The organism is Bacillus sp. AFS012607, from assembly GCF_002558005.1.
Taxonomy (GTDB): Bacteria; Bacillota; Bacilli; order Bacillales; family Bacillaceae_G; genus Bacillus_A; species Bacillus_A thuringiensis_S.
The window spans coordinates 30339-54479 of sequence record NZ_NTVM01000006.1; the positions used below are offsets into that span (position 1 = coordinate 30339).

Sequence of the window (24141 nt, forward strand, 5' to 3'; positions counted from 1 at the left end):
GATGAAAATTAGTAGCCGCTTTTCCATAGCTGTTCATATTTTATCTATTTTGAAAAACAATCCATCTTCACTTTGTACTTCAGACTATATGGCTGAGAGTGTCAATACAAATCCAGTAGTCATTCGTAAAATCATGTCGTACTTGAAACAAGCTGGCTTTGTTTACGTAAATCGTGGACCGGGTGGCGCGGGATTACTAAAGGATTTATATGAAATCACATTGTTAGATGTGTATCATGCAGTGAACGTAGTCGAAGAAGACAAGCTATTTCATATTCACGAGCAACCGAATCCAGATTGTCCAATTGGGGCGAATATTCAAGCGGTGTTAGAAATTATTTTAATTCAAGCACAATCCGCGATGGAAGAAGTTTTGAGAAATATTACAATGGGGCAGTTGTTTGAAACTTTGCAAGAAAAAATGAATGCTTAAATCCTATTTATATTTTTTTGTCATTAATGTAACTGATTTGATTACAACAATAAAGGTAAGGTGTAAAAGTTATGACTGTAAAAATGAAAGTATACTCAGATTTTATATGTCCGTTTTGTTTTTTAGCAAAAGGTCCATTAGATGAGGTAGCGAAAGAGAAAGATGTAGAGATTGAATGGATGCCATTTGAATTACGTCCAAGTCCATATTCAAAAATAGATCCATGGAATGAACCAGAAAAATTAGGTTCATGGGATGCTTTCATTCTTCCGACAGCGAAGAAGTTAGGAATTGATATGCGCTTGCCACGTGTTTCACCACATCCATATACACATTTAGCTTTCGAAGGATGTCAATTTGCGAAAGAACGTGGACTAGGTAATGAGTATCATCACCGCGTATTCACAGCATTTTTCCAAGAAGAGCAAAACATTGAAGATATTGATGTGTTAACAAAATTAGCGGTAGAAGTAGGACTTCCTGAGGCGGAATTTAAAGATGCTTTAGTAACTCGTAAATATAAAGAAAAGCATCAAGAAGCAATTCAACACGCATATGATGAAGCGAATATTATGGCTGTTCCAACTGTCATGATTGGAGATGAAGTCATTCAAGGGCTTGCTAGTAAAGAAACACTAGAAAGGGTCATTGATAAAGAAATTGAAAAGGATAAAACAAATTCATTTGAAGGTATGCAATGTAATACCGATGGATATTGCTAATTCGCTTGTTATGAAATAACAAAATAAATTATAAAACAAACATTTGGAGGAATTAAAATGTCAGCAACTACAACAAACTTAAAAGAAGCAATTGTGAATCGCCGTTCAATTCGTAAAGTAGCAAAAAACGATGCAATTACGAAAGAAAGAATTGAAGAAGTGTTAAAAACAGCTTTACACGCACCAACATCTTTCAATATGCAAAGTGGTCGTATGGTTGTATTAATGGATGGAGAGCATGAAAAGTTTTGGGATATTGTTAAAGAAACACTAAGAGCTCGCGTACCAGCAGAAAACTTTGAAGCGACTGTAGAAAGACTAAAAGGCTTCCATGCAGGTGTAGGAACAGTTCTATTCTTTGAAGATCAAGCAACTGTACAAAAAATGCAAGAAAATGCGCCATTATATAAAGATCAGTTCCCATTCTGGTCTCATCAAGGAAATGCGATGTTACAACATACTGTGTGGATGCTATTATCTGCTGAAGGAATTGGAGCGTCATTACAACATTACAACCCAATCGTAGATGCTGAAGTGAAAGAAACTTGGAACATTCCAGCAGAGTGGAGCTTAGTAGGTCAAATGCCATTTGGTGAACCAAACGAACAACCAGCAGAAAGAACGTTCTTGCCTACTGAAGATGTAGTGAAATTTTATTAAGAAATACAATATGTAACGAGAAGGAAGCTGTGCTTAAAAACAGCTTCCTTTTTTGTAGTGGTGTTAATTTATGTGCATTTAGGGAAGAAATATAAGAAATAATCCGGTGAGAAGGGAATTAGAAAAATGAATGATGAGAAAAAATATACAGTGGTAGGTACTGATGTTGAGGAAGTAAAGCGTTTAAATAAAAATTCAGGGTTAACGTATAATCAAGTGAAAGAAATGTTAGCAAAGCAAATGCAAAAAAGAAGTAATTAGATTGAAATCTTTCATTTTTTCATTTAGCATTTTGATTGGAGAGAGTTAAGTAAAAGGTAACTCTCTTTTTCGTGTAACGAAGCACCTTATAGAGTGGAGGAAGCAACATGAAGAAATGGGTAAAGGTAACGCTGTCTATCGCTGGAGGCATTGTCTTATTAGCGTGTGTCGGCGGATATTACGTGTATAAAAATTATTTTCCAAAGGAACCTGAGCGTATTGTATATGATAAAGAAAGAGTGCTACAACCGATACATAATCAGCTTAAAGGAATCAATATAGAAAATGTAAAAATAAAAGAAAAAGAAGTCGTAAATGCGACTGTAGATGAGCTTCAAAAAATGATTGATGATGGAAAGTTGTCATATGAAGAATTAACGAGCATTTATCTCTTTAGAATACAAGAACATGATCAAAATGGAATAACATTAAATTCTGTTACAGAGATAAATCCTAATGCGATGGAAGAAGCAAGAAAGTTAGATCAAGAGCGGGGTAGAAACAAAAATTCGAATTTATATGGTATTCCTGTCGTTGTAAAAGATAATGTACAGACGGAAAAAGTGATGCCGACTAGTGCAGGAACTTATGTATTAAAAGATTGGATTGCAGATCAAGACGCAACAATTGTGAAGCAGTTGAAAGAAGAAGGAGCATTTGTTTTAGGAAAAGCGAATATGTCTGAGTGGGCGAACTATTTATCTTTTACAATGCCAAGCGGGTATAGCGGGAAGAAAGGACAAAATTTAAACCCGTACGGTCCGATTACATTCGATACTTCAGGATCAAGTTCAGGATCTGCTACAGTAGTTGCGGCAGATTTTGCGCCGCTTGCAATTGGAACAGAAACGACGGGATCGATTGTTGCACCAGCGGCGCAGCAATCAGTAGTTGGGTTACGTCCATCTTTAGGTATGGTAAGTAGAACAGGAATTATTCCATTAGCTGAAACTCTTGATACAGCAGGACCTATGGCAAGAACAGTAAAAGATGCAGCAACGTTATTTAATGCAATGATAGGTTATGACGAAAAAGATGTTATGACAGAAAAAATGAAAGATAAAGAAAGAATTGATTATACAAAGGATTTATCAATAGATGGATTAAAAGGGAAAAAGATAGGGCTTCTTTTTTCTGTAGACCAACAAGATGAAAATAGAAAAACAGTAGCAGAAAAAATTAGAAAAGACCTTCAAGATGCAGGTGCGATATTAGCTGATAATATCCAGTTAAGTGCTGAGGGTGTAGATAATTTGCAAACATTAGAATATGAGTTCAAGCATAATGTAAACGACTATTTTTCACAGCAAAAAAATATACCGGTAAAATCGTTAGAAGAGATTATAGCGTTTAATAAAAAGGATAGTAAAAGACGAATAAAATACGGACAAACATTAATTGAGGGGTCTGAAAAATCTGCTATAACGAAAGAAGAGTTCGAAAACGTAGTACAAACGAGTCAAGCAAATGCAAAAAAAGAGCTAGATAGGTATTTAGTAGAAAAAGGTTTGGATGCTCTAGTTATGATTAATAACGATGAAATTCTTCTATCAGCTGTAGCTGGTTATCCGGAATTAGCGGTTCCTGCTGGATATGATAAAAATGGAGAACCAATCGGTGTAGTGTTTGTAGGGAAACAGTTTGGTGAAAGAGAGCTTTTCAATATGGGATATGCGTATGAACAGCAGTCTAAAAATAGAAAATCACCTAGTTTATAAAAAGATTATATGAAAAATAACTGGAGTCCACCGAAATATGTTGGTGGATTCCAGTTAAACGAATCTAACAATATGAAAAGAAAAAAAGGATTCTTCTCAATTAGTAAGAAAGATTGTCTATAGGAGTTCATAAAATGTAATAGGTTCAATTTCCATCCATTGGAGGGGGAGGTTAATTCTTAATGAATGAAGTAAAGAGTTTTTTTCGAAGTAGAGGGTTTCAACGGTTTCTCGTTTTAATAATAGTAGCGCTTGTATTATATGCATTAAAAAGTATGATCAATTTAATATTAATTACGTTTATACTGACGTTTTTAATGGATCGATTTCAACGTTTTATTTCAAGGGAATTGAAAGTAAACCGGAAAATTGTTATTGCATGTTTGTATATAATACTAGTTTCCTTTATAGGCACAACGTTATATAAATATTTACCTGTGCTGACGATACAAATTTCACAATTAATTTATCAATTTAAACTATTTTTTCAAAATCCACCTGATAATGAAATCGTTAAATATGTACTTTCGACAATTAATGGGATGGAAGTATCAAAATATATAGAACAAGGTGTAGATGTTATATATCAATCAATAGCAAATATAGGGAAGGTAAGTTTACAAATATTATTATCTCTAATTTTAAGCTTATTTTTCTTATTAGAAAAAGAGCGTATTATTACATTTACATCTAAGTTTAAAGATAGTAAGTTAAAAATCTTTTATGAGGAAATTGCATATTTTGGTGAAAGATTTGCAAGATCGTTCGGAAAAGTAATTGAAGCTCAGTTTTTAATTGCCGTTGTAAATTGTATTCTTACTGTCATTGCATTAATTGTTTTAGGATTTCCACAGCTACTTGTATTAGCTGTTATGGTTTTCTTACTAGGGTTGATTCCTGTTGCAGGTGTGATTATTTCTTTGTTTCCACTTTGTATCATTGCTTACAACGTAGGCGGAGTTATGTACGTAGTATACATACTCGTGTTCATAACAGTAATCCACGCTCTTGAAAGTTATTTTTTAAATCCGAAGTTTATGTCTGCAAAAACAAATTTACCAATCTTTTATACATTTATGATTCTCATCTTCTCAGAGCATTTCCTCGGAATATGGGGGCTTATTATCGGGATACCAATCTTTATCTTTTTATTAGATGTACTTGATATAAATAATGAGGATGCGACTAAAAAATAAGAAATGATAGAAAATCATTAAAAGGTCATAGGGGATAATTAAGATAAAAAAGCAANNTTGCTTTTTTATCTTAATTAAAGAACCGGAGCCATTGTTTCTTTTAATACTTGAACAGAGTGATCGAATTTTAATTCTTCTTCTTCACTTAATTCAACCTCTAAAATTTCACGAACACCGCCGCGATTTAAAACAGCAGGCACCCCGATATAAACATCTTTTTGACCATATTGACCTTCTAAGTAAGCTGATACAGTTAATACACTATTTTCGTCGTTTAAAATTGCTTTTGTAACACGTAGAAGTGACATACCGATACCATAATAAGTTGCGCCTTTACGCTCAATAATATGGTAAGCTGCATCACGGACGTTTATGAAAATTTTGTCTAAATCTTCTTGATTATACGTGTTGTCTTTTTCAAGCAGTGTTTGTAGTTTTTGGATACCAACGGAAACATGACTCCAAACAGGAAGTTCAGTATCGCCGTGTTCTCCGATAATATAAGCGTGAATGTTGTGTGGACCAATATCGAAGTACTCACCTAACATATAGCGGAAACGAGCAGAATCAAGCGTTGTACCAGAACCGATTACACGTTCTTTCGGTAAACCAGATTCTTTCCAAGTTACGTAAGTTAAAATATCTACAGGGTTTGTTGCGATTAAGAAGATGCCATCAAATCCGCTATCCATAATACTGCGAACGATTTGTTTAAAGATTTTAGCGTTTTTCTCAACTAAATCTAAACGTGTTTCGCCTGGTTTTTGTGGTAATCCAGCTGTAATAACTACAAGGTCAGCATCTTTACAATCTTCGTAGCTGCCTTTCCATACTCTAGTTGGAGCTGGTGCGAATGGAACAGCATGACTTAAATCCATTGCCTCCCCTTCAGCTTTTGCCTCATTTACATCGACTAAAACAAATTCTTCAGCTACGGCTTGGTTAATCATGCAGTAAGCATAACTACATCCAACTGCTCCTGTTCCTACTAATACAACACGGTTAATACCTTTTTTCATTTCAAAATTCCTCGCAATTTCATTGATTTTATTATGTAAGATAATACGTCTTACTTCTATAGAGTCATATCTAGTTTATTACATTTTATAAAAGATATTCAAGTATTTGAAAATGTATCCGTGCAAATCCGCGAACAAAACATAGGAATTCAGTGAACCGAATATAATTCAGTAAAATCCTTTGTAAAAGGGGAAATGGCATGGGGAACCCATTAGCAATGGAAGAAATGCTTCATATTATTCATGCAGGGCTTGTCAAAAAGAATAACCCAAAACGGATTACGATTGCAGGTGCAGGGATTTCTGGATTAGTTGCAGGTTCTTTATTAAAAGAGGCTGGGCACGAAGTAACGATTATAGAAGCAAATAACAGAATAGGTGGCAGGGTGTATACGATTCGGGAACCATTTAGTGTGGGTTTATATTTTAATGCGGGACCGATGAGAATCCCTGACACCCATAAGTTAACCTTAGCGTATATTCATAAATTTAAACTACCTTTAAACCTTTTTATAAATAAAACTTTTGCAGATATCATTTATACGAATAACATTCAAACGAGATTGAATGTGTTTGAAAATGATCCAAGTGTACTTGAATATCCGGTTTTGGATAAAGAAAGAGGAAAAACGGCAGAAGAGCTAATGATTGAGGTATTAGAACCAATACTAAATTATATTAAGAAGGATCCTGATAAAAACTGGCTTATCGTTGAAAAAAAGTATAAAACGTATTCGCTTGGTTTATTTTTAATGGAGTATTATTCAGATGGTGCAATAGATATGATTGGGGTACTTCTTGATATGGAAGCTTATATGGGAATGTCCTTAATTGAAGTATTACGTGAAATGATTTTCTTTACTTCAACGACGAAATATTATGAAATAACTGGTGGAATGGATAAGTTATCGAATGCATTCTTACCACAATTAAGAGAACATATTTTAATGCCATATAAGGTTGATAAAATTATACAAGAAGATAATAAAGTAATGTTACAAGGAAATCATGAACAAACGTTAGAGCAATTTACAATAACAAGTGATTTTGCTATTATTACAATTCCATTTTCAGCGTTAAGATTTGTAGAAGTTCAGCCATACTATTTATTCTCTTATTTTAAAAAAAGAGCAATTCGTGAATTAAATTATATTGCTGCAACTAAAATTGCAATAGAGTTTAAAAGTAGATTTTGGGAGAAAGCGGGACAGTGTGGCGGTAAATCTATTACTGATTTACCGATACGGTTTACATACTATCCGAGTTATGGCATTCATACTCCAGGACCAGCTATCGTAATAGCAAGTTATACGTGGGCAGATGAGGCGTTAACATGGGATAGTCTCCCGCAAAGAGATCGTATTCGTTACGCATTAAAAAATTTAGCGGAAATATACGGTGACATCGTCTATAGTGAGTTTGTCACTGGAACATCTTTTAGCTGGAGTAAAAATCCGTATTCTTGCGGTGCATTTACAGCTTTCGAACCAGGCCAAGAGCTCGAGTTATTTCCGTATATTACACCACCATCTGGAAAAGTACATTTTGCAGGAGAGCATACGACATTAACACATGGATGGATGCAAGGGGCAATTGAGTCTGGAGTAAGAGTTGCATATGAAGTAAATGAACAGTGAATCTCTTATATTTACAAATGGTCATTCTTTTAATAAAATGATAAATATAAATCGTAATTATTACGCTTTGAATACATTTGAAGTAAAGAAATGGATGGTCGGTTGAATGAATAAAGTGGAGATTCATATATTAGGTGGTTTTTTAGGTAGTGGAAAATCAACATTATTACAAAATTTATTGTTAGCAGAGAAAAAGAAGAATAGAAAAGTTGCAGTATTAATGAATGAAATTGGTGAATACTCGGTAGATACAGATATTATTGGAAAAGAGAATGTTTTAAGAGAACTTCTTAAAGGCTGTATTTGTTGTACGTTAAAAGAAGAGCTTGAAATACAATTACATTCGTTATACCAACAAGAAAGACCAGATGTCATTTATATAGAAACGACAGGTGTTGCGCATCCAATTGAAGTGTTAGACGCGTGTGTCTCGCCAATTTTAGCTCCTTTCCTGGAAGTGAAATCAATTGTAGTCGTTTTAGATGCAGTAAGGTGGTTAAACAAAAGTATATTAAGTGCAAATGTACAACAGCTATTGCATGAGCAACTGAAATTTGGTAGTCACATTCTTGTTAATAAAGCAGATTTACTAACAGATGAAGATAAGAACATAGTACTTGAAGAAGTAAAGACAATAAATGATCATGCGAAAATGTATGAGACAAAGTATTGTAATATATCTTTAAAAGATATAGAAGAAGCAGAATTTCCAAATGATGAGGAACATGAGACACTACACGTTAAACAGCATTTACATATACAAACAATGACGTATCAATTTACGAAACCGATTGATCAAGACAAATTATATGAATGGCTTTCGAATTTACCAGATAGTATTTATCGAGTGAAAGGCTTTGTGAAATTCCATGGAGATAAATACCCTCACCTATTCCAATATTCGTTCGGAGTACCGACTTTACTGGAACAAGATTTCGGTTTCCCAACAAACTTAGTAGTAATTGGAGAAGGAATAGATAAGAAACGATTGGCTGAAGGGTTAGAGAAAGTAGAACTTAACTCTAATTAAGGTGAAAAGACTAACTTAAAAAATAAGTTAGTCTTTTTGTATGGCCATTACTAAAATGAAACAGTATTTTCAATTGGATTGCAGAATATATATTGATTGTATGTCCGTTTCCATTACATAGGAAGGTGATTATATATTTGTGCCGAATGTAGAGGGTACTACAAGAGTTTTCCATTATCTATCGTATTAGTTAGTCATGATTACGGACAGGGGATTTTGGCGTGTTTGATTCTATCAGAAAGTAAAGTATGGGGAGGATCACAATGTCGATGAAAAAACGTAAGTGGCTAAAGACAATGTTTACTGGTTGTGTTTTAGGTTCGTTATTAATAACGGCAGCTTGTTCAGGAAAGAAAACAAGTACAGAAGATGAAAAAACGATTAAGGTAGGAGTCCTTGCTTCTTTAACAGGACCGCTAGAATCGTATGGAAAACAAACAGTGAACGGATTTGAATTAGGGTTAGACTATGCAACTGGTGGGACTGGGAAAGTAGATGGGAAAAAGATTAAGTTTGTTGTAGAAGATACAGAAACGAAAGCGGATGTAGCAGTGAAGAAAGCTACGAAGTTATTAGAAGAAGAGAAAGTTGATTTTTTAGTTGGATCGTCTAGTTCAAGTGATACGTTAGCGGTTTTACCACTGGCAGAAGAATATGAAAAGATTATGGTTGTAGAACCGGCAGTTGCGGATAGTATTACCGGGAAGAACTGGAATAAATATATTTTTAGAACTGGAAGAAGTTCCTCACAAGATGCGATTGCAGGAGCAGCAGCAATTGCGAAAAAAGATGTAAAGATTGCGACATTTGCCCCAGATAACGCTTTTGGTCGTGAAGGGATTGCTGCATTTAAAGCGGGTGCGAAAAAATTAGGTGCGAACATTGTGAATGAGCAATACGCGGATACAAATTCAACAGATTTTACAGCGAATATTCAAAATATCATTAGTTCAAAACCAGATTATTTATTTATCGTTTGGGCAGGGGCAAATTCACCTTGGAAACAGTTGAAAGATATGAATGTGGAAGCGCAAGGTATTAAAATTTCTACAGGTGCGCCAGATATACCAGCATTAAAAACAATGGATGCATTAGTAGGTATGCAAGGTTTTTCTGTATATTATCACACACTTCCAAAAAATAAAGTGAATGATTGGCTAGTTGAAGAGCATAAAAAACGTTTTAATGGTGCAGTGCCAGATTTGTTTACAGCGGGAGGAATGTCAGCAGCAATTTCTATTGTAGAAGCCTTAAAGAAAACAAAAGGTGATACAGATGTAGATACCTTGATTAAGAAAATGGAAGGAATGGAATTTGATACACCAAAAGGAAAGATGAAGTTTAGAGAGAAGGATCACCAAGCGATGCAGACACTGTATTCTATCACATTGAAAAAGCAAGACGGTGTTGATTATCCGGTGCCAGTGTTAGAGCGAGAATTAACGATGAAAGAAACAGAACCACCAGTTCAAAATAAATAGACTGAATTTTCTGTTGTTTTTGTATAAAGAGGGGGGACCCTCTTTATACATATTTCTTTCATACTCACGGCTTTAAAGGGAGGGGATTTCGTGACACATTTGTTAGAGACGAAAAATCTTAGCGTATCTTTTGGTGAAGATCATGTTATTAAAGATGTAAATTTAACTGTCCAAAAAGGAAAACTCATTTCTATTATCGGGCCAAATGGTGCGGGGAAGACAACATTATTTAATTTACTAAGTGGACAGATTTCACCCACAACAGGTGAAGTGTATTTTAAAGGGCAAGATATTACAAAACTATCGATTTCAGATCGAACACGCTTAGGAATCGGTCGCTCTTTTCAGCTTACAAACATATTCCCAGAATTAACGGTACTTGAAAATGTCCGTTTAAGTGTTCAATCATTCGTACAAGATTACTATAGTTTTTTCCCGAGTCCAGCAAAATTAAAGCAACAAGTTGGAGAGGCGAGACGTTTCTTAAAAACAGTATTACTTCACGAGAAAGAGAACGTATTAGCGAAAGATTTGGCACATGGAGAGAAAAGAAAGCTAGAACTTGCGATGTTATTAGCTTTAAAAACGGATGTGTTATTACTTGATGAGCCGACGGCAGGTATTTCGGTTGAGGAAGTCCCTGCTATATTACAAGTGATTGAAAATATTAAGAAACATCCAGAGAGCACAATTGTACTTATCGAACACAAAATGGATATGATACTAGGTTTGTCAGATCATCTTATCGTTTTATTTCATGGAGAGTTATTGGCTGAAGGATTGCCAGAAGAAATTATAAAAGATGAGCGTGTACAAAGTGCTTATTTAGGGGGATTATATAGTGGCACTATTACAAGTGAATAATATAGAAACGTATTTAGATCAGTTTCATATTTTGCAAGGAGTATCTCTTACTGTTGAGAAAGGGACGATTACTGTACTGTTTGGTAGAAACGGGGCAGGGAAAACAACGACATTACGCTCAGTTATGGGGTTTCACCGGATTGCAGATGGTGAAATTTATTATGATAGTGCAAAAGTAAGTGGATTACCTACACATTTAATTTCAAGGAAAGGAATAGGGTATGTACCAGAAAATCAAGGTATTTTTCATGATTTGACAGTAGAAGAAACATTCGCTCTTGCTAGGGGGAAAGGTGAAGAAGTAGAAGGGAAAATAGAGTGGATGCTGGAACTATTTCCGGATTTAAAGCAGTTTTGGAATAAGAAAAGTGGGCTCTTGAGCGGAGGGCAAAAGCAAATGTTGGCTATTTCAAGAGCGTTTATTAATAGTGATGGATTATTACTTATTGATGAACCGAGCAAAGGGCTATCCCCGATAATGGTGGAGAAATTAATGGTAGCTATTTTGAAGATGAAAGAGAAAACAACAGTTTTACTTGTTGAGCAAAATTTTATGATGGCTAGTCAAATTGGCGATTATTTTTACATTATGGATAACGGACGAATTGTTCATAACGGTTTTATGAATGAATTAAAAAAGGATAAGGAAATGTGTCATAAATATTTAGGAATCTCTTAACATGAACCCGAGGTGAAAAGGATGGATGTGTTAATAAATTTATTTGTAAATGGGATTTCAACAGGGATGCTCATTTTTTTGTTAGCATCAGGTCTTTCACTTATTTTCGGTCTAATGAGCGTTTTAAACTTTGCACACGGTGGTTTATTTGCGTGGGGAGCATTTACAGGTGTTTGGTTATTTAATATGACAGGAAGTTATATATTAGCTTTAGTTGGAGCAGTAGCTATGGGAATGTTCCTAGGATTTATTTTAGAAAGGTTTCTTATTAGACCAGTATATGGAAATCATGTTCGACAGCTGCTCGTTACGCTTGGAGGAATGCTCGTTCTTAGTGAGTGTATTAAAATATTTTGGGGGCCAAACCCTATTAGTGCAAAATTACCGTTATGGTTACAAGGAAGTTTTACATCCGGAGGTATTATATTAATTAAATATCGTCTATTCGTTATTTTGATTGGGATAATTATTTACATTGCACTACTATTATTACTCAAAAAGACGAAGATAGGTCTTATGATCCGTGCTGGTGTAATGGATAAAGAAATGGTTCAAGCGCTTGGTATTAATGTAAAAGCGATATTTTCTTTCGTCTTTTTATTAGGAGCAGGGATGGCAGCTTTGGGAGGATTCTTATTAGCACCGTATTCGGGCGTTATTTTCGCCGAGATGGGCATGCAGTATGCAATTTTAGCATTTATAGTAGTAATTATCGGTGGATTAGGAAGCGTACAAGGTTCAGCTATTGCTTCTTTAATTGTCGGATTAGCTGGTGCTTTTACAGCGTATTTTATACCAGATTTATCACTTGCAATTAATATGTTAATGTTACTATTTTTCTTAATAGTGAAGCCAACTGGACTTGTTGGTGAAAAGGGGTGAAATGGTGAACAACACATCGGACCGAATTAAAGTATACTCCGGAGTATGTATGCTCATTTGTTTAAGTGTATTTCCGTTCGTAAATGATTCACGGAGCCTGTTAATTTTGTTCACTCAAATCTTCATCTTTGCTATTTTTGCAATGAGTTTTGATGTATTGCTTGGGTATACAGGAATTGTATCGTTCGGTCATTGTATGTTCTTTGGGATAGGAGCATATGGGGTAGCGCTTTTATTTGATCGACAAGGCGTATCAATAACGAACTTTTTAATTGGAATAGTAGCTGCAATTATCGTTTCAGCAATCGTTAGTTATATAATTGGTTTGCTTTCTTTACGATTGAAAAGTCATTTTTATGCAATGTTAACACTTGCTATTTCACAGTTGTTTTTCGTACTTGCTGAAAAATGGCGTGGGCTTACTCACGGAGGAGATGGTTTTACATTTGGGGTACCAGAAATATTCCGTGATCGTTTTACTTTTTATTATGTATCACTTGTATGTTTATGCTTCATTTTTATTCTATTACGTCTTTTTACAAAGTCTTCTATTGGGAAAGTATTAAAGGCAATTTCACAAAATGAACAACGTGTTGAAGCACTTGGATATAAAGTCCTCCATTATAAAATAATCGCAAGTGTAGTCGCAGGAATAGTAGCTGCAATTAGCGGTGGTTTATTTGTTATTACATTACGCTTTGTCAATACGACTGTATTTTCAATTGAAATGACACTAAATGCACTCTTAATGACAATGATTGGAGGAGTCGGAACATTAATTGGAGCTATTGCTGGGTCTGGGATTATTGAATCACTAAAATATTATTTATCAGAACTAGCGACGGAATATCCGATTTTTGAAAGATGGACGATTATTCTAGGTTTATTGTATATTATCGTGCTACTCGTTTTTCCGAAAGGATTGGTTGGGACGGTTAAGAAATTGAAGAGTTTTAAAAGGAATAAAAAGGAGAAAAGTACAGAAGTGGAGCAAAACGTGTGAAAAATCAATTGTATACAAAATAAAAATCCCTCTTGTATATTCGTTAAAGAGGGATTTTTATTTTGAAAAAAGTTTGTAATCAAAGTCATTTTATTAATCAAATAGTTCATCAGGGATATGCTTGATAAAGGTTTGATTCGTAAAAAAATGAACAGCTAAATTCTCAAGGGGAACATCTTCAATTATTACTAATGTATCATTTTTAATCGGTAAAAAAGCTATTCCTTTTCCATCAGCAATAAACTCTTCCATAAGCGAATAAGAATCCAACTGTTGAAGTTGTCGCTGAGATAGATTGTTTTCTTTTAGAAATTGTATTGTCTTATTCCTAAAAGGGCACTTTTTGTCATTGCTAACGAAGAAAATTTCTTTTGAATAATCAATGGTACATTTTTCTTTCGCTTTTAATAAGCCTACAGAAATTGAGGTTGTGAACACTTTTTTAAACGATGCGTCAGGATAATCCTCATAAGTTATGACCATATCAACTTTTTGTTGCTGCAGTAATTTTTGCAAATGACTACTACTTTCTACATATATTTGATAATTTCTGAAATTTACTTTAATACGCTTACTTAAATAATTTGTCAAAATAGATTGTGACGTCGCTATTATATAAGAAGAACCACTCGTTTTAATTTCATCTTTTACTTCTTCTAATAGAGTTAATATTTTATTCGTGTAATCTAATAAAATGTCACCAGCAGGTAACAAGGAAACACCTTTGTTATCTCTATGTAGTAAAGGCGTTTCTAATTCTTGTTCTAATTTTTTGATTCGCTCAGTTACGTTCGGTTGAACATATCCTAACTCTTTAGCAGCTTTACTAATAGAACCCTCACTGGCCACAGTTTTGAATATAATAAGATCATTTATTTCCATGTATCTCAGCCCCTTATGCACTATCATTATAAATGATACCAAACATAATTTATACCTATTTTACGTTAGCCGCTTATCGATTTATCATAATGTATATAAGATTGAAAGCGAGTGATAAACATGATTGGAATGCAATATAAGGTCATTTTTCCAAAGGATTATGACATGGAAATTATTAAGAAAAGGGTAAAGGATAATGGCTATAAAACTGATGGTTTCCAAGAACTAAATTTTAAAGCTTATTTAATTACGGAAACGGAGAAAGACGGGAATTTTTATAACTGCTATGCACCTTTATATATTTGGAATGGTCATGAAGGGATGAATAAATTTATCTTTGAAGGGTATTACGATAACATTTTACAATCTTTTGGATGGCAACAAATACATATAGGTGTTCCATTAGTGGTTAATCTAAGTGATGGATTTAAGAAAAGTAGATATGTTGTTGAATATGCAGGAAGTATTTCTCAAAGTAAAACGTTGATTGGGACTCAATTAAACACGATAAATGAAAATGTACAAAACAATGAAAAGTGTTTAGGGAATGTAATCGTTTATAATCCGGATAAATGGGGATACAGTAGGTTTGAGTTTTATGAAGAGAAGCCTGAAATGGTAACAAATAAAGGTGTTACAGTATATGAGATTTTGCACATTTCACGATGAAAACTTGTTGAAATTAAATTAAGAAAAAGGAATGAAAATGTATGCCTTTTGTGAACGTTTATTATCATGAAAATATATTAAATAAAGAAGAGCTGAAAAAGATAGGTGAATGTATTCATCTGTCATTAATTGAACATTTTAACATCCCTGAAAATGATTTTTTTCAAATGTTTTTACCTTATCAACAAAATCACTTTTTATATAATCCATATTATTTATTAGAAAGAGGAGAAAAGAGAACGGAGAATATGATTTATGTTTCTATTACATGTGGACCGGAAAGAACGATAAAACAAAAAAGGAATTTATATCAGTCGATATCCTTGAAGGTTTCTAAATGCTCGGGGATAAAAAGTGCAGATATTTTTATTACGCTAAATGAGACATCTGCTGAAAATTGGTCATTTGGTCAAGGATTGGCACAATTGGTAAAAGTGAAGGGTGAGTGAAATGATGAATGAATCAATTGAATATTGTATTCAAGAGAAAATGAGAGAAAAGGCACCTGCATTTGCTCATTATAGTGAAGAGATATTGTTTGAGGAAGTGTGGCGGGATGATACTTTAACATTAAGAGAAAGAAGTTTATGTACAGTGTCGGCATTAATCAGTCTTGGTCATACAGAACAATTATTATTTCATTTGCAGTTGGCCAAACAAAATGGAATTGCAGAAAATGAAATGATTGCATTAATAACGCATATGGCTTTTTATGTTGGCTGGCCCAAAGCAGTAACAGCTTTAAATATAGTAATGAATGAAATGAAAAGTTAAGAATAATGATAAGTAAGAATTNNAATTCTTACTTATCATTATTTATGCAATACTCTATCGCTATATTTATTACATTTTATCTTGCTTTTTTATCACTTGCGTAGTAAATTGATAGTAAGATGAACGCTAGGAAGTGATGAAACATGCGTGATAATACGATAGGATCATTAATATGGTTACGTTTAATACGATTTACGAACCAAAGTAATCAAATGTCAAATGAGTTTTTAAAACGTTTTGATTTAACGACAGCTCAATTTGATGTGCTTTTGCAAATACGTACGTATCAACCACTAACACAAATGGAGTTAGCTGAAAAGGTAACTGTTACACAAGGTGGCATTTCTCGAATGTTAACTCGTCTTGAAAAAGAAGGATATATTGTACGAAAACAAGATTGGAAAACGAAAACAATTAGTCTTACAGAGCAAGGAGAAGCAGCTTTAGAGAGAGCATTGCCAGAGCAACTTGCATTTCAATCTTCGTTTTTTGATGATGTATTAAATGAAGAAGAGCAGAAAATATTATACGAGCTGATGACGAAAGTTCATAAGCATAGCGAAAAAAAAGAATTACCGCAAGAGTAATTTTTTTTACATCATCAATTGACTAATCAAGTGATGAGATAGGTAATACGGAGATATACTTGACTTACCAACGTTTTTAGAAGAGAAACTAATATTACTTCATTAAAGGAGAGAGTAACTATGGAAAAATACCGTATAGATACAAGAAAAGGAATTGAGTTTGGATTATATTCAATTGGTGATCATGTTTTAAATCCACATAATGGGGAGAAAATTACGCCAGAGAAAAGAATTCACGAACTAATTGAAACAGCTAAGTTAGCAGATGAGGCAGGGCTTGATGTGTTTGCTGTAGGTGAAAGTCATCAAACGCATTTTACAACGCAAGCTCATACAGTTATTTTAGGTGCGGTCGCGCAAGCTACGAAAAATATAAAAATTGCAAGTTCCGCAACGATATTAAGTACATCTGACCCAGTTCGAGTATATGAGGATTTCGCTACCATTGACTTGATTTCTAATGGTCGTGCTGAAATCGTAGCTGGTCGTGGATCTCGTATTGGAGGATATAGTTTACTTGGTTATGACGTGAATGATTATGAAGAATTATTTGAAGAGAAGATGGATCTTTTATTAAAAATTAATAACGAGGAACATGTAACATGGAATGGACAGTTCAGAGCACCGCTCGCACATGCATCGGTTATTCCAAGAGCGAAAAATAATAACTTACCAATTTGGCGTGCAGTTGGAGGTCCACCAGCTAGTGCAATTAAAGCAGGACGTGCAGGTGTGCCAATGATGATAACAACACTTGGTGGTCCAGCAATTAACTTTAAAGTGTCAGTAGATGCTTACCGCGAGGCTGCTCAGCAAAGTGGATTTGATCCAGCTAGTTTACCAGTTGCGACAACGAGTTTATTTTATACGGCAAAAAATTCACAAGATGCACTTAGTGAATATTATCCTCACATTAATGCTGGTATGCTTACACTGCGCGGTGGTGGGTATCCGAAACAGCAATTTACAAATGCAATAGATTACCGTGATGCTTTAATGGTTGGTAGCCCACAACAAATCATTGAGAAAATGCTTTACCAATATGAATTGTTTGGCCAACAACGCTTTATGGCACAAATTGATTTTGGCGGTGTACCATTTGATAAAATTGAGAAAAATATTGAATTAATTGCTACTGAAATATTACCAGCCGTTAGAAAACATACAGCAAAATAAATAAAAAAACTGGGAGTCTAATTGACTCTCAGTTTTTTATTTGTTATGGAAAAATGACAAAAAAATGAACTTTTAGTCGAGGGAGAGGGAAGTTGTTTTCTATTTTTGAATAACATTATTTCGAGTTTGAATTTTGAAAATACATTTTTCTCTTGACAAAAAATAAGCATTTATCGAGGGTAGTTTCGAGGACATTTTTTCGGTTGAAAGTCAAGTGTATGAAGAAAAAACGATTGTTTTATAGATATAAAAGTAAGAAGTATATTGAAAAAACACATTTTGCTAATGAAAAAAATCTGATTCAAAAAAATGACAAAAGACATATTTCAGACAAAATGATGTCAATAATACGTCAAAAATAACCTGAATTTACTATGCAGGTATATTATACAATTCGATTAACGAATAAAACACTACAGAAATAGTGAAAAGGTAAAAATTAGCATTGCAATAGTTTGAAAAACTGAAACTTCATATTTTTCGACAATACATACAAAATGTTTTTGTCTTTTCGTATTTCTTAATAATTGAGTTTGATAAGATTGCTCAATTAACTTTTATTATAAAAACTATGAAGGAAGTGATTTTAGTATGGAAACGCTCGAATTGGCACGAATACAGTTCGCATCAACAACGATTTTCCATTACTTTTTTGTTCCGCTGTCAATTGGTTTAGCTTTTATTATTGCGATCATGCAAACGTTGTATGTGGTAAAAGGGCAAGAAGTATATAAGAAGATGGCAAAGTTTTGGACGCAATTATTCCTTATTAACTTTGCAGTAGGTGTAGTAACAGGTATTTTACAAGAATTTCAGTTTGGTATGAACTGGTCAACGTATTCACGTTTTGTAGGTGATGTATTTGGTCCCTCGCTTGCAATTGAAGGATTACTGGCATTTTTCATTGAGTCTACATTCCTAGGTTTATGGGTATTCGGTGAGGATAAATTACCGAAGCGAATTCACTTAATGTGTATTTGGCTCCTTTCAATTGGAACGATGTTATCAGCATTCTGGATTTTAACTGCAAGTGCATTTATGCAGTCACCTGTCGGGTATGAAATGGCAGCTGATGGTCGTGCACAAATGAATGATTTCTTAGCCATTATTCAAAACCCACAACTATGGGTACAATTCCCGCATACAATTACAGCAGCAATTGCAACAGGTGCATTCTTTATTGCGGGTGTAAGTGCATGGAAAATTACAAAAGGACAAGAAACTGTAGTATTTAAAAAATCTTTCCGCATTTCTATCATTGTTGGAACAATTACAACGGCGCTTGTATTATTCTTCGGTCATGCACAAGCGCAACAATTAATTAAGACACATCCAATGAAGATGGCGGCAGCTGAAGCACTATGGAATACAAGTGAGGATCCAGCGCCATTTACAGTATTTTCGAAAATTGATACAGAGAAGAAAGAAAATTCGTTTGAAATTCAAATCCCTTATATGCTAAGTCTATTATCGTATGATAAGTTTAGCGGTCAAGTTGAAGGGATGAATCAAATTCAAAAACAATATGAAGAAAAATATGGACCTGGGGATTATATTCCTCCAGTGCATACAATGTTTTGGAGTTTTAGAGCGATGGTAATGAGTGGAACATTCATGCTTCTTCTAGGAGCTTACGGATGGTTCTTATCAAGAAAAGATCGTTTAGCTGAAAAAACGTGGTATTTAAAATTAATGGTGTATGCAATTTCTCTTCCATTCATCGGTAATACAGTAGGGTGGATTATGACTGAAATGGGTCGTCAACCTTGGGTTGTATTTGGTGTAATGAAAACAGAAGATGCTGTATCACCAAATGTAACATTCGGTGAAGTATTATTCTCACTTATTTCATTCACATCAATGTATTTAATTATGGGTGGAATTTGTGTGTACTTATTTGTTCGTACCATTAAGGGCCACACGAATAAGAAAACGAAAAAGGATTATCAAAGCCATGATCCATTTGATAAGGAGGAAGAGTATGTTATCTCTTAATGAGTTATGGTTTTTAGTTATTGCAATCTTATTTGTTGGATTCTTCGTACTGGAAGGTTTCGACTTTGGGGTAGGAATGGTTTCGAGGTTTTTAGGAAAGAATGATTTTGAAAAACGAGTTTACTTAAATACAATAGGACCGTTCTGGCACGCGAATGAAGTATGGCTTGTTTGTGCTGGTGGAGCCATGTTTGCGGCATTTCCGCACTGGTATGCAACTTTATTTAGTGGTTTTTATATTCCGTTTGTATTTATGCTTCTTGCTTTAATTTTAAGAGGTGTTTCCTTTAAATTTCGTGCGAAAATAGATAATCATAAATGGAAGAGTGCGTGGGATTGGGGGATGTTTATTGGAAGTATGTTACCTCCTATCCTTTGGGGAGTTGCGATTGCAAACTTTATGGTAGGTGTACCTATTGATGAGAGTAAAAATGTTGTAGGTGGATTCCTGCAATTACTTCATCCATTTGCGTTACTTGGGGGAGTAATGTTTCTCCTACTATGTATTGTTCACGGATTACAATTTCTTACGATACGTACAACTGGTAAATTGAGAGAACGTGCACGAATTGCTGCAATAAAAATTGCACCATTTTCATTAATTACACTTCTTGTTTTTGCTGGTGTGGGGTTATGGAAAACCGACATTTTCACTGCTCATGGAACAGAATGGATTATGGTACCAATCGGAGCTTTTGTAGCACTATTAGTGTCCACTTTATTAAATAAAAGAAGAAGAGATGGTTGGGCTTTCTTTATGACGAGTTTAACAATCATTTTACTAAGTGCGAGTGTATTTATCGGTATGTTCCCACGTGTTATGATTAGCTCTTTAGGAGCAATGAATGATTTGACAATTTACAACGCAGCATCAGGAGCTTATGCATTAAAACTTATGACTTACTTTGCGATTGCTATTTTGCCTTTCGTTATCGGAAGTCAAATATGGAGTTATTATGTATTTAGACAACCTGTTAAGTCAGACAACGATTTGGAGTACTAATGAAAAGAAAAAGAGGACTTCCGTCTTATCCCGGTAGCCGTATTTTATATGTAGCGTTAACGATTATTAGTATTTTAGAAGCTTTTAGTATTATTGCGCAAACAATCTTTTTAGCACGAGCTATTACGTTTTTATTTCATGGAGAGACAGTACAAACAATATTAAGTGAAATTGTTTATTTTGGTATCGCGTTTGCAGCGCGTCACATAGTAGTTCGAACATCACAAATATTAGTGGAACGTTTTGCCGAAAAAACAGGGTCGTTACTAAGAAAACAATTGATAGAGGCATATTTCACATTAGGTCCAAGGTATGTTCAAACGGTTGGAACTGGTCATCTGGTTACCTTATCAATTGAGGGGATTGAGAAATTTAAAACATATATTGAATTAACGATTCCTAAAATGATTAGAAGCAGTATCGTTCCAGGTCTAATTGTACTATATGTTTTTACGCTAGATATTGAGTCTGGAATCATTTTAGTTGTAACGATTCCTATCGTGATCATATTTATGATTCTTCTCGGATTAGCAGCGCAAAAAATGGCAGATAGTCAGTATGAGATATATCGTGTACTTTCGAACCATTTTGTAGATACGTTAAAAGGTTTAGAAACATTAAAGTATTTAGGGAAAAGTGAACAGCACGAAGGAAAGATTGAAAAAGTAAGTAAAAGATATAGAAAAGCAACGATGCGTACTTTGCGAGTTGCTTTTCTTTCTTCTTTTGCATTAGATTTCTTTACGAGTTTATCAATCGCGTTTGTGGCAGTTGGATTAGGGATACGCTTAATAGATGGAACGATTATACTATTACCAGCCCTTACAATTTTGATTTTAGCTCCGGAATATTTTCTGCCGATTAAACAAGTGGGAGCAAATTATCATGCGACATTAGATGGACAAATTGCGATGGAGCAAATAGAAGAGATTTTGCAACAACAAAAAGGAATAGAAAAGAAAGATTTAAATGAAGATATAGTATGGAATGCCTCTAGTAGCTTGAAATTACAAGATATCAAAGTTAATAATACTGAATCTGAGAAGGCTATATTAGAAAGGATTAATTTTACTTGGGAAGGTAACGGTGCTATTGGTGTTATTGGTGAAAGTGGTGCGGGGAAATCGACGTTAATCGACGTATTAGCCGGGTTTTTATCTCCTTCGAGTGGAAAGATGTTAGTAAATGGTCTAGAAGTTGATGGATCTACTCGTGAAGATTGGCAAAAAAATATTGCTTACATTCCGCAGCAACCTTATATTTTTCCGCTTTCATTAAAGGATAACATTCGTTTTTATGAAACAAAAGCAACAGATGAAGAAGTTGAAAGAGTTATTAATGAAGTCGGCCTTCGTTCACTCGTTACATCACTTCCAAATGGGATGCACGAAAGAATTGGGGAAGGTGGACGTATGCTAAGTGGCGGACAAGAACAGCGTGTTGCTATGGCGCGTGCACTTTTAAGTAAAAAACCAATCATTTTATTAGATGAGCCTACGGCACATCTTGATATTGAAACCGAATTTGAAATAAAGCAAGCGATGTTACGTCTATTTAATGGAAAGTTAGTATTTTTAGCAACTCACCGTCTACATTGGATGAAACAAATGGACCATATCCTTATTTTAAATAAAGGGGAAATGAAAGAAAGTGGGACGTATGAAGAACTTTTAGAGAGTGAGACATTACATTTTCATAGGGAAGAGAGGGGAGAGAAATGAGTAACTGGGTTAAACCTTATATAAAACAAAATAAAGGTAGAATGACTTTAACTATTTTCCTTGGTCTTCTTGGAGTTAGTTCAGGAGCGATGTTACTTTTTATTTCAGGTTATTTAATCTCAAAATCTGCCCTTAGACCAGAAAATGTAATGGCTGTATATGTTCCTATTGTTGCAACAAGAGCGTTTAGTATAGGGCAAGCTGTGTTTCATTATATAGAGCGCTTAGTCGGACATGATGTCGTACTACGTATATTAGAAAAAATGAGAACGAAGCTATATAGAATAGTAGAACCACAGGCGTTATTTTTCCGTTCTCGATTTCAAACGGGTGATATGTTAGGAGTGTTATCCGAAGATATAGAGCATTTGCAAAACCTATATTTACGTACAATATTTCCTAGTATATTAGCGCTAGTTGTTTATAGTATCTTCGTACTTGTTATCGGTGCATTTGACCTTGTGTTTGCACTTATTGTAGGTTGTATGTTAGCTATTATCGTGTTTCTTCTTCCATTTGTATCATTACTTTTGATGAAGAAACACCATGTTACTTTAAAGCAAGGCAGAAGCCGTTTGTATCAACAACTGACGGATGCTGTTTTTGGATTATCTGATTGGCAGGCAAGTGGTCGTAAAGGTGAATTTATTAATGAGTATGTAAAACAAAATGATCAGTTGTTAAAAATCGAAAAGAGAGTGAAACGCTGGTATCATATTCGGGACAGTATCATTCAATCAGTAGTAGGTATTGTAGTTATTTCGATGATTATATGGACTGGAAATGAAGCGGCAAGTGAGCAAATTGCTCCTACAGTTATCGCAGCTTTCGTATTAATGACTTTATCTGTAACGAATGCGCTTATTCCTATTGCAGATGCCATCGATCGAATCCCGTCGTATGTAGAATCTACCCATCGTCTTAATGGCGTAGAAAGTGATATTGTTTTACATGATAAAATGGATTTGTATGGAGATAATGATTACGTTGAACCAAGACATGTAGATATTGAACTGAATCACGTATCGTATAGTTATCCAGATAGTAATGAGATTGTATTAAAAGACGTATCATTACAAATAAAAGCAGGGAAGAAAATTGCTATTTTAGGCAGAAGTGGGACAGGGAAATCTACTTTACTAAAATTGTTAACAGGGGCGTTAAGCCCAGTAAACGGCCAAGTTGTATTGAATGGTGAACGAGCTCATACGAATCTTTTATCTAAATATATTTCTGTATTAAATCAAAAGCCCCATTTGTTTGATACGACAATTGGAAATAATGTACGAATTGGCAAACCAGAGGCGACGGATGAAGAGATATGGAAAGCTTTAGAGAAAGCACAATTAGCTTCACATATTACTTCTCTTCCGGACGGATTACAAACAAAAATGCATGAAATGGGAAAGCGGTTTTCTGGTGGTGAAAGACAAAGGGTTGCTTTTGCTAGAACTCTTATGCAAGAAACACCCATCATTGTACTTGATGAACCGACTATCGGTTTAGATCCGAAAACAGAATTGTCTTTAATTGAAACAATGTTTTCTGCAACGGAAGAAAAGACGGTTATTTGGATTACGCACCATCTTGTAGGAATAGAACATGTAGACGAAGTTATATTCCTTGATCGTGGCCAAATTGTCATGCAAGGTAGTCATAAACAACTTCTGAAAGAAAATGAAAAGTATCGTAAACTTTATGAGTTAGATAAAGGAATATGATTTGAATAAGCAATAATTGTAAAAATAG

24 protein-coding genes are annotated in these 24141 nt (G+C 34.5%); 22 read left to right on the forward strand and 2 right to left on the reverse strand.

What is annotated here, in order from left to right; genetic code table 11:
* The first annotated feature begins 1 nt into the window (after window position 1).
* The 6 genes from CN409_RS04795 to CN409_RS04820 all read left to right on the forward strand — a co-directional run bounded on the left by CN409_RS04795 (window position 2) and on the right by CN409_RS04820 (window position 4990).
* Window positions 2-433, forward strand: coding sequence for an Rrf2 family transcriptional regulator (locus tag CN409_RS04795; RefSeq protein ID WP_000704085.1), 432 nt, complete (start codon window positions 2-4; stop codon window positions 431-433).
* Window positions 434-504: 71 nt separating this feature from the next.
* Window positions 505-1155, forward strand: coding sequence for a DsbA family oxidoreductase (locus tag CN409_RS04800; RefSeq protein WP_000216673.1), 651 nt, complete (start codon window positions 505-507; stop codon window positions 1153-1155).
* Window positions 1156-1212: 57 nt separating this feature from the next.
* Window positions 1213-1815, forward strand: a complete 603-nt coding sequence (locus CN409_RS04805; RefSeq protein WP_001277013.1) for a nitroreductase family protein — start codon at window positions 1213-1215, stop codon at window positions 1813-1815.
* Between the two features lie 126 nt (window positions 1816-1941).
* Window positions 1942-2076, forward strand: a complete 135-nt coding sequence (locus CN409_RS32520) for a hypothetical protein (RefSeq protein ID WP_000997346.1) — start codon at window positions 1942-1944, stop codon at window positions 2074-2076.
* Window positions 2077-2183: 107 nt separating this feature from the next.
* On the forward strand, window positions 2184-3794 hold the full coding sequence (locus CN409_RS04815; RefSeq protein ID WP_000759451.1) for an amidase family protein: 1611 nt from the start codon (window positions 2184-2186) through the stop codon (window positions 3792-3794).
* A 182-nt stretch (window positions 3795-3976) separates the two neighbouring features.
* Entirely contained in the window at window positions 3977-4990 is a 1014-nt protein-coding gene (locus CN409_RS04820; RefSeq protein WP_001006594.1) for an AI-2E family transporter, read from the forward strand.
* A 74-nt stretch (window positions 4991-5064) separates the two neighbouring features.
* Here the strand turns inward: CN409_RS04820 and CN409_RS04825 are convergent, their stop codons facing one another.
* The gene (locus CN409_RS04825; protein ID WP_000715322.1) at window positions 5065-6009 is read right to left on the reverse strand and encodes an L-lactate dehydrogenase; all 945 of its coding nucleotides are present in this window, start codon (window positions 6007-6009) and stop codon (window positions 5065-5067) included.
* 200 nt (window positions 6010-6209) lie between these two features.
* On the opposite strand from CN409_RS04825, the gene CN409_RS04830 reads away from it, so the two are divergent.
* The 7 genes from CN409_RS04830 (at window position 6210) to CN409_RS04865 (ending at window position 13585) form a co-directional block, all read left to right on the forward strand.
* A complete protein-coding gene (locus tag CN409_RS04830) occupies window positions 6210-7646 on the forward strand; it encodes a flavin monoamine oxidase family protein (RefSeq protein ID WP_000527999.1) in 1437 nt (478 codons plus the stop codon).
* A 106-nt stretch (window positions 7647-7752) separates the two neighbouring features.
* A complete protein-coding gene (locus CN409_RS04840; RefSeq protein WP_001044926.1) occupies window positions 7753-8676 on the forward strand; it encodes a CobW family GTP-binding protein in 924 nt (307 codons plus the stop codon).
* 263 nt (window positions 8677-8939) lie between these two features.
* Window positions 8940-10157, forward strand: coding sequence for a substrate-binding domain-containing protein (locus CN409_RS04845; RefSeq protein ID WP_000061996.1), 1218 nt, complete (start codon window positions 8940-8942; stop codon window positions 10155-10157).
* 90 nt (window positions 10158-10247) lie between these two features.
* The gene (locus CN409_RS04850; RefSeq protein ID WP_000149310.1) at window positions 10248-11021 is read left to right on the forward strand and encodes an ABC transporter ATP-binding protein; all 774 of its coding nucleotides are present in this window, start codon (window positions 10248-10250) and stop codon (window positions 11019-11021) included.
* Window positions 10999-11700, forward strand: a complete 702-nt coding sequence (locus tag CN409_RS04855; protein ID WP_001196709.1) for an ABC transporter ATP-binding protein — start codon at window positions 10999-11001, stop codon at window positions 11698-11700. The genes CN409_RS04850 and CN409_RS04855 overlap by 23 nt, the downstream gene beginning before the upstream one ends.
* Window positions 11701-11721: 21 nt before the next feature.
* Window positions 11722-12582: a branched-chain amino acid ABC transporter permease gene (locus CN409_RS04860; RefSeq protein WP_000382788.1), complete on the forward strand. Its 861-nt coding sequence runs from the start codon at window positions 11722-11724 to the stop codon at window positions 12580-12582.
* A 49-nt stretch (window positions 12583-12631) separates the two neighbouring features.
* Entirely contained in the window at window positions 12632-13585 is a 954-nt protein-coding gene (locus tag CN409_RS04865; RefSeq protein ID WP_002083259.1) for a branched-chain amino acid ABC transporter permease, read from the forward strand.
* 93 nt (window positions 13586-13678) lie between these two features.
* On the opposite strand, the gene CN409_RS04870 is transcribed toward CN409_RS04865, so the two are convergent.
* Window positions 13679-14467, reverse strand: coding sequence for a LysR family transcriptional regulator (locus CN409_RS04870; protein WP_000404994.1), 789 nt, complete (start codon window positions 14465-14467; stop codon window positions 13679-13681).
* Window positions 14468-14587: 120 nt separating this feature from the next.
* On the opposite strand from CN409_RS04870, the gene CN409_RS04875 reads away from it, so the two are divergent.
* The 9 genes from CN409_RS04875 to cydC all read left to right on the forward strand — a co-directional run bounded on the left by CN409_RS04875 (window position 14588) and on the right by cydC (window position 24113).
* Complete coding sequence (locus tag CN409_RS04875) at window positions 14588-15136, forward strand: DUF4865 family protein (RefSeq protein WP_000579873.1); 549 nt, start codon at window positions 14588-14590, stop codon at window positions 15134-15136.
* Window positions 15137-15177: 41 nt separating this feature from the next.
* Window positions 15178-15585 (forward strand): tautomerase family protein, encoded by a 408-nt coding sequence (locus CN409_RS04880; protein WP_001117255.1) that lies wholly within the window; start codon window positions 15178-15180, stop codon window positions 15583-15585.
* A 1-nt stretch (window position 15586) separates the two neighbouring features.
* Window positions 15587-15910: a carboxymuconolactone decarboxylase family protein gene (locus CN409_RS04885; RefSeq protein WP_000980843.1), complete on the forward strand. Its 324-nt coding sequence runs from the start codon at window positions 15587-15589 to the stop codon at window positions 15908-15910.
* Window positions 15911-16053: 143 nt separating this feature from the next.
* Window positions 16054-16497 (forward strand): MarR family winged helix-turn-helix transcriptional regulator, encoded by a 444-nt coding sequence (locus CN409_RS04890; RefSeq protein ID WP_001205523.1) that lies wholly within the window; start codon window positions 16054-16056, stop codon window positions 16495-16497.
* Window positions 16498-16617: 120 nt separating this feature from the next.
* Entirely contained in the window at window positions 16618-17673 is a 1056-nt protein-coding gene (locus tag CN409_RS04895; protein WP_000417550.1) for an LLM class flavin-dependent oxidoreductase, read from the forward strand.
* A gap of 591 nt (window positions 17674-18264) precedes the next feature.
* Window positions 18265-19668, forward strand: a complete 1404-nt coding sequence (gene cydA / locus CN409_RS04900; RefSeq protein WP_000448870.1) for a cytochrome ubiquinol oxidase subunit I — start codon at window positions 18265-18267, stop codon at window positions 19666-19668.
* Window positions 19655-20671 (forward strand): cytochrome d ubiquinol oxidase subunit II, encoded by a 1017-nt coding sequence (cydB, locus tag CN409_RS04905; protein ID WP_000950083.1) that lies wholly within the window; start codon window positions 19655-19657, stop codon window positions 20669-20671. The genes cydA and cydB overlap by 14 nt, the downstream gene beginning before the upstream one ends.
* Window positions 20671-22392 (forward strand): thiol reductant ABC exporter subunit CydD, encoded by a 1722-nt coding sequence (gene cydD / locus CN409_RS04910; RefSeq protein ID WP_000824019.1) that lies wholly within the window; start codon window positions 20671-20673, stop codon window positions 22390-22392. The genes cydB and cydD overlap by 1 nt, the downstream gene beginning before the upstream one ends.
* Window positions 22389-24113: a thiol reductant ABC exporter subunit CydC gene (gene cydC / locus CN409_RS04915; protein ID WP_000073640.1), complete on the forward strand. Its 1725-nt coding sequence runs from the start codon at window positions 22389-22391 to the stop codon at window positions 24111-24113. Before cydD ends, cydC begins: the two co-directional genes overlap by 4 nt.
* Window positions 24114-24141 lie beyond the last annotated feature (28 nt).

Coding starts and splice junctions, on each gene's coding strand:
- CN409_RS04795 (WP_000704085.1), top strand. CDS start 2: ATGAAAATTAGTAGCCGCTTTTCCATAGCTGTTCATATTTTATCTATT.
- CN409_RS04800 (WP_000216673.1), top strand. CDS start 505: ATGACTGTAAAAATGAAAGTATACTCAGATTTTATATGTCCGTTTTGT.
- CN409_RS04805 (WP_001277013.1), top strand. CDS start 1,213: ATGTCAGCAACTACAACAAACTTAAAAGAAGCAATTGTGAATCGCCGT.
- CN409_RS32520 (WP_000997346.1), top strand. CDS start 1,942: ATGAATGATGAGAAAAAATATACAGTGGTAGGTACTGATGTTGAGGAA.
- CN409_RS04815 (WP_000759451.1), top strand. CDS start 2,184: ATGAAGAAATGGGTAAAGGTAACGCTGTCTATCGCTGGAGGCATTGTC.
- CN409_RS04820 (WP_001006594.1), top strand. CDS start 3,977: ATGAATGAAGTAAAGAGTTTTTTTCGAAGTAGAGGGTTTCAACGGTTT.
- CN409_RS04825 (WP_000715322.1), bottom strand. CDS start 6,009: ATGAAAAAAGGTATTAACCGTGTTGTATTAGTAGGAACAGGAGCAGTT.
- CN409_RS04830 (WP_000527999.1), top strand. CDS start 6,210: ATGGGGAACCCATTAGCAATGGAAGAAATGCTTCATATTATTCATGCA.
- CN409_RS04840 (WP_001044926.1), top strand. CDS start 7,753: ATGAATAAAGTGGAGATTCATATATTAGGTGGTTTTTTAGGTAGTGGA.
- CN409_RS04845 (WP_000061996.1), top strand. CDS start 8,940: ATGTCGATGAAAAAACGTAAGTGGCTAAAGACAATGTTTACTGGTTGT.
- CN409_RS04860 (WP_000382788.1), top strand. CDS start 11,722: ATGGATGTGTTAATAAATTTATTTGTAAATGGGATTTCAACAGGGATG.
- CN409_RS04865 (WP_002083259.1), top strand. CDS start 12,632: ATGCTCATTTGTTTAAGTGTATTTCCGTTCGTAAATGATTCACGGAGC.
- CN409_RS04870 (WP_000404994.1), bottom strand. CDS start 14,467: ATGGAAATAAATGATCTTATTATATTCAAAACTGTGGCCAGTGAGGGT.
- CN409_RS04875 (WP_000579873.1), top strand. CDS start 14,588: ATGATTGGAATGCAATATAAGGTCATTTTTCCAAAGGATTATGACATG.
- CN409_RS04880 (WP_001117255.1), top strand. CDS start 15,178: ATGCCTTTTGTGAACGTTTATTATCATGAAAATATATTAAATAAAGAA.
- CN409_RS04885 (WP_000980843.1), top strand. CDS start 15,587: ATGATGAATGAATCAATTGAATATTGTATTCAAGAGAAAATGAGAGAA.
- CN409_RS04890 (WP_001205523.1), top strand. CDS start 16,054: ATGCGTGATAATACGATAGGATCATTAATATGGTTACGTTTAATACGA.
- CN409_RS04895 (WP_000417550.1), top strand. CDS start 16,618: ATGGAAAAATACCGTATAGATACAAGAAAAGGAATTGAGTTTGGATTA.
- cydA (WP_000448870.1), top strand. CDS start 18,265: ATGGAAACGCTCGAATTGGCACGAATACAGTTCGCATCAACAACGATT.
- cydB (WP_000950083.1), top strand. CDS start 19,655: ATGTTATCTCTTAATGAGTTATGGTTTTTAGTTATTGCAATCTTATTT.
- cydD (WP_000824019.1), top strand. CDS start 20,671: ATGAAAAGAAAAAGAGGACTTCCGTCTTATCCCGGTAGCCGTATTTTA.
- cydC (WP_000073640.1), top strand. CDS start 22,389: ATGAGTAACTGGGTTAAACCTTATATAAAACAAAATAAAGGTAGAATG.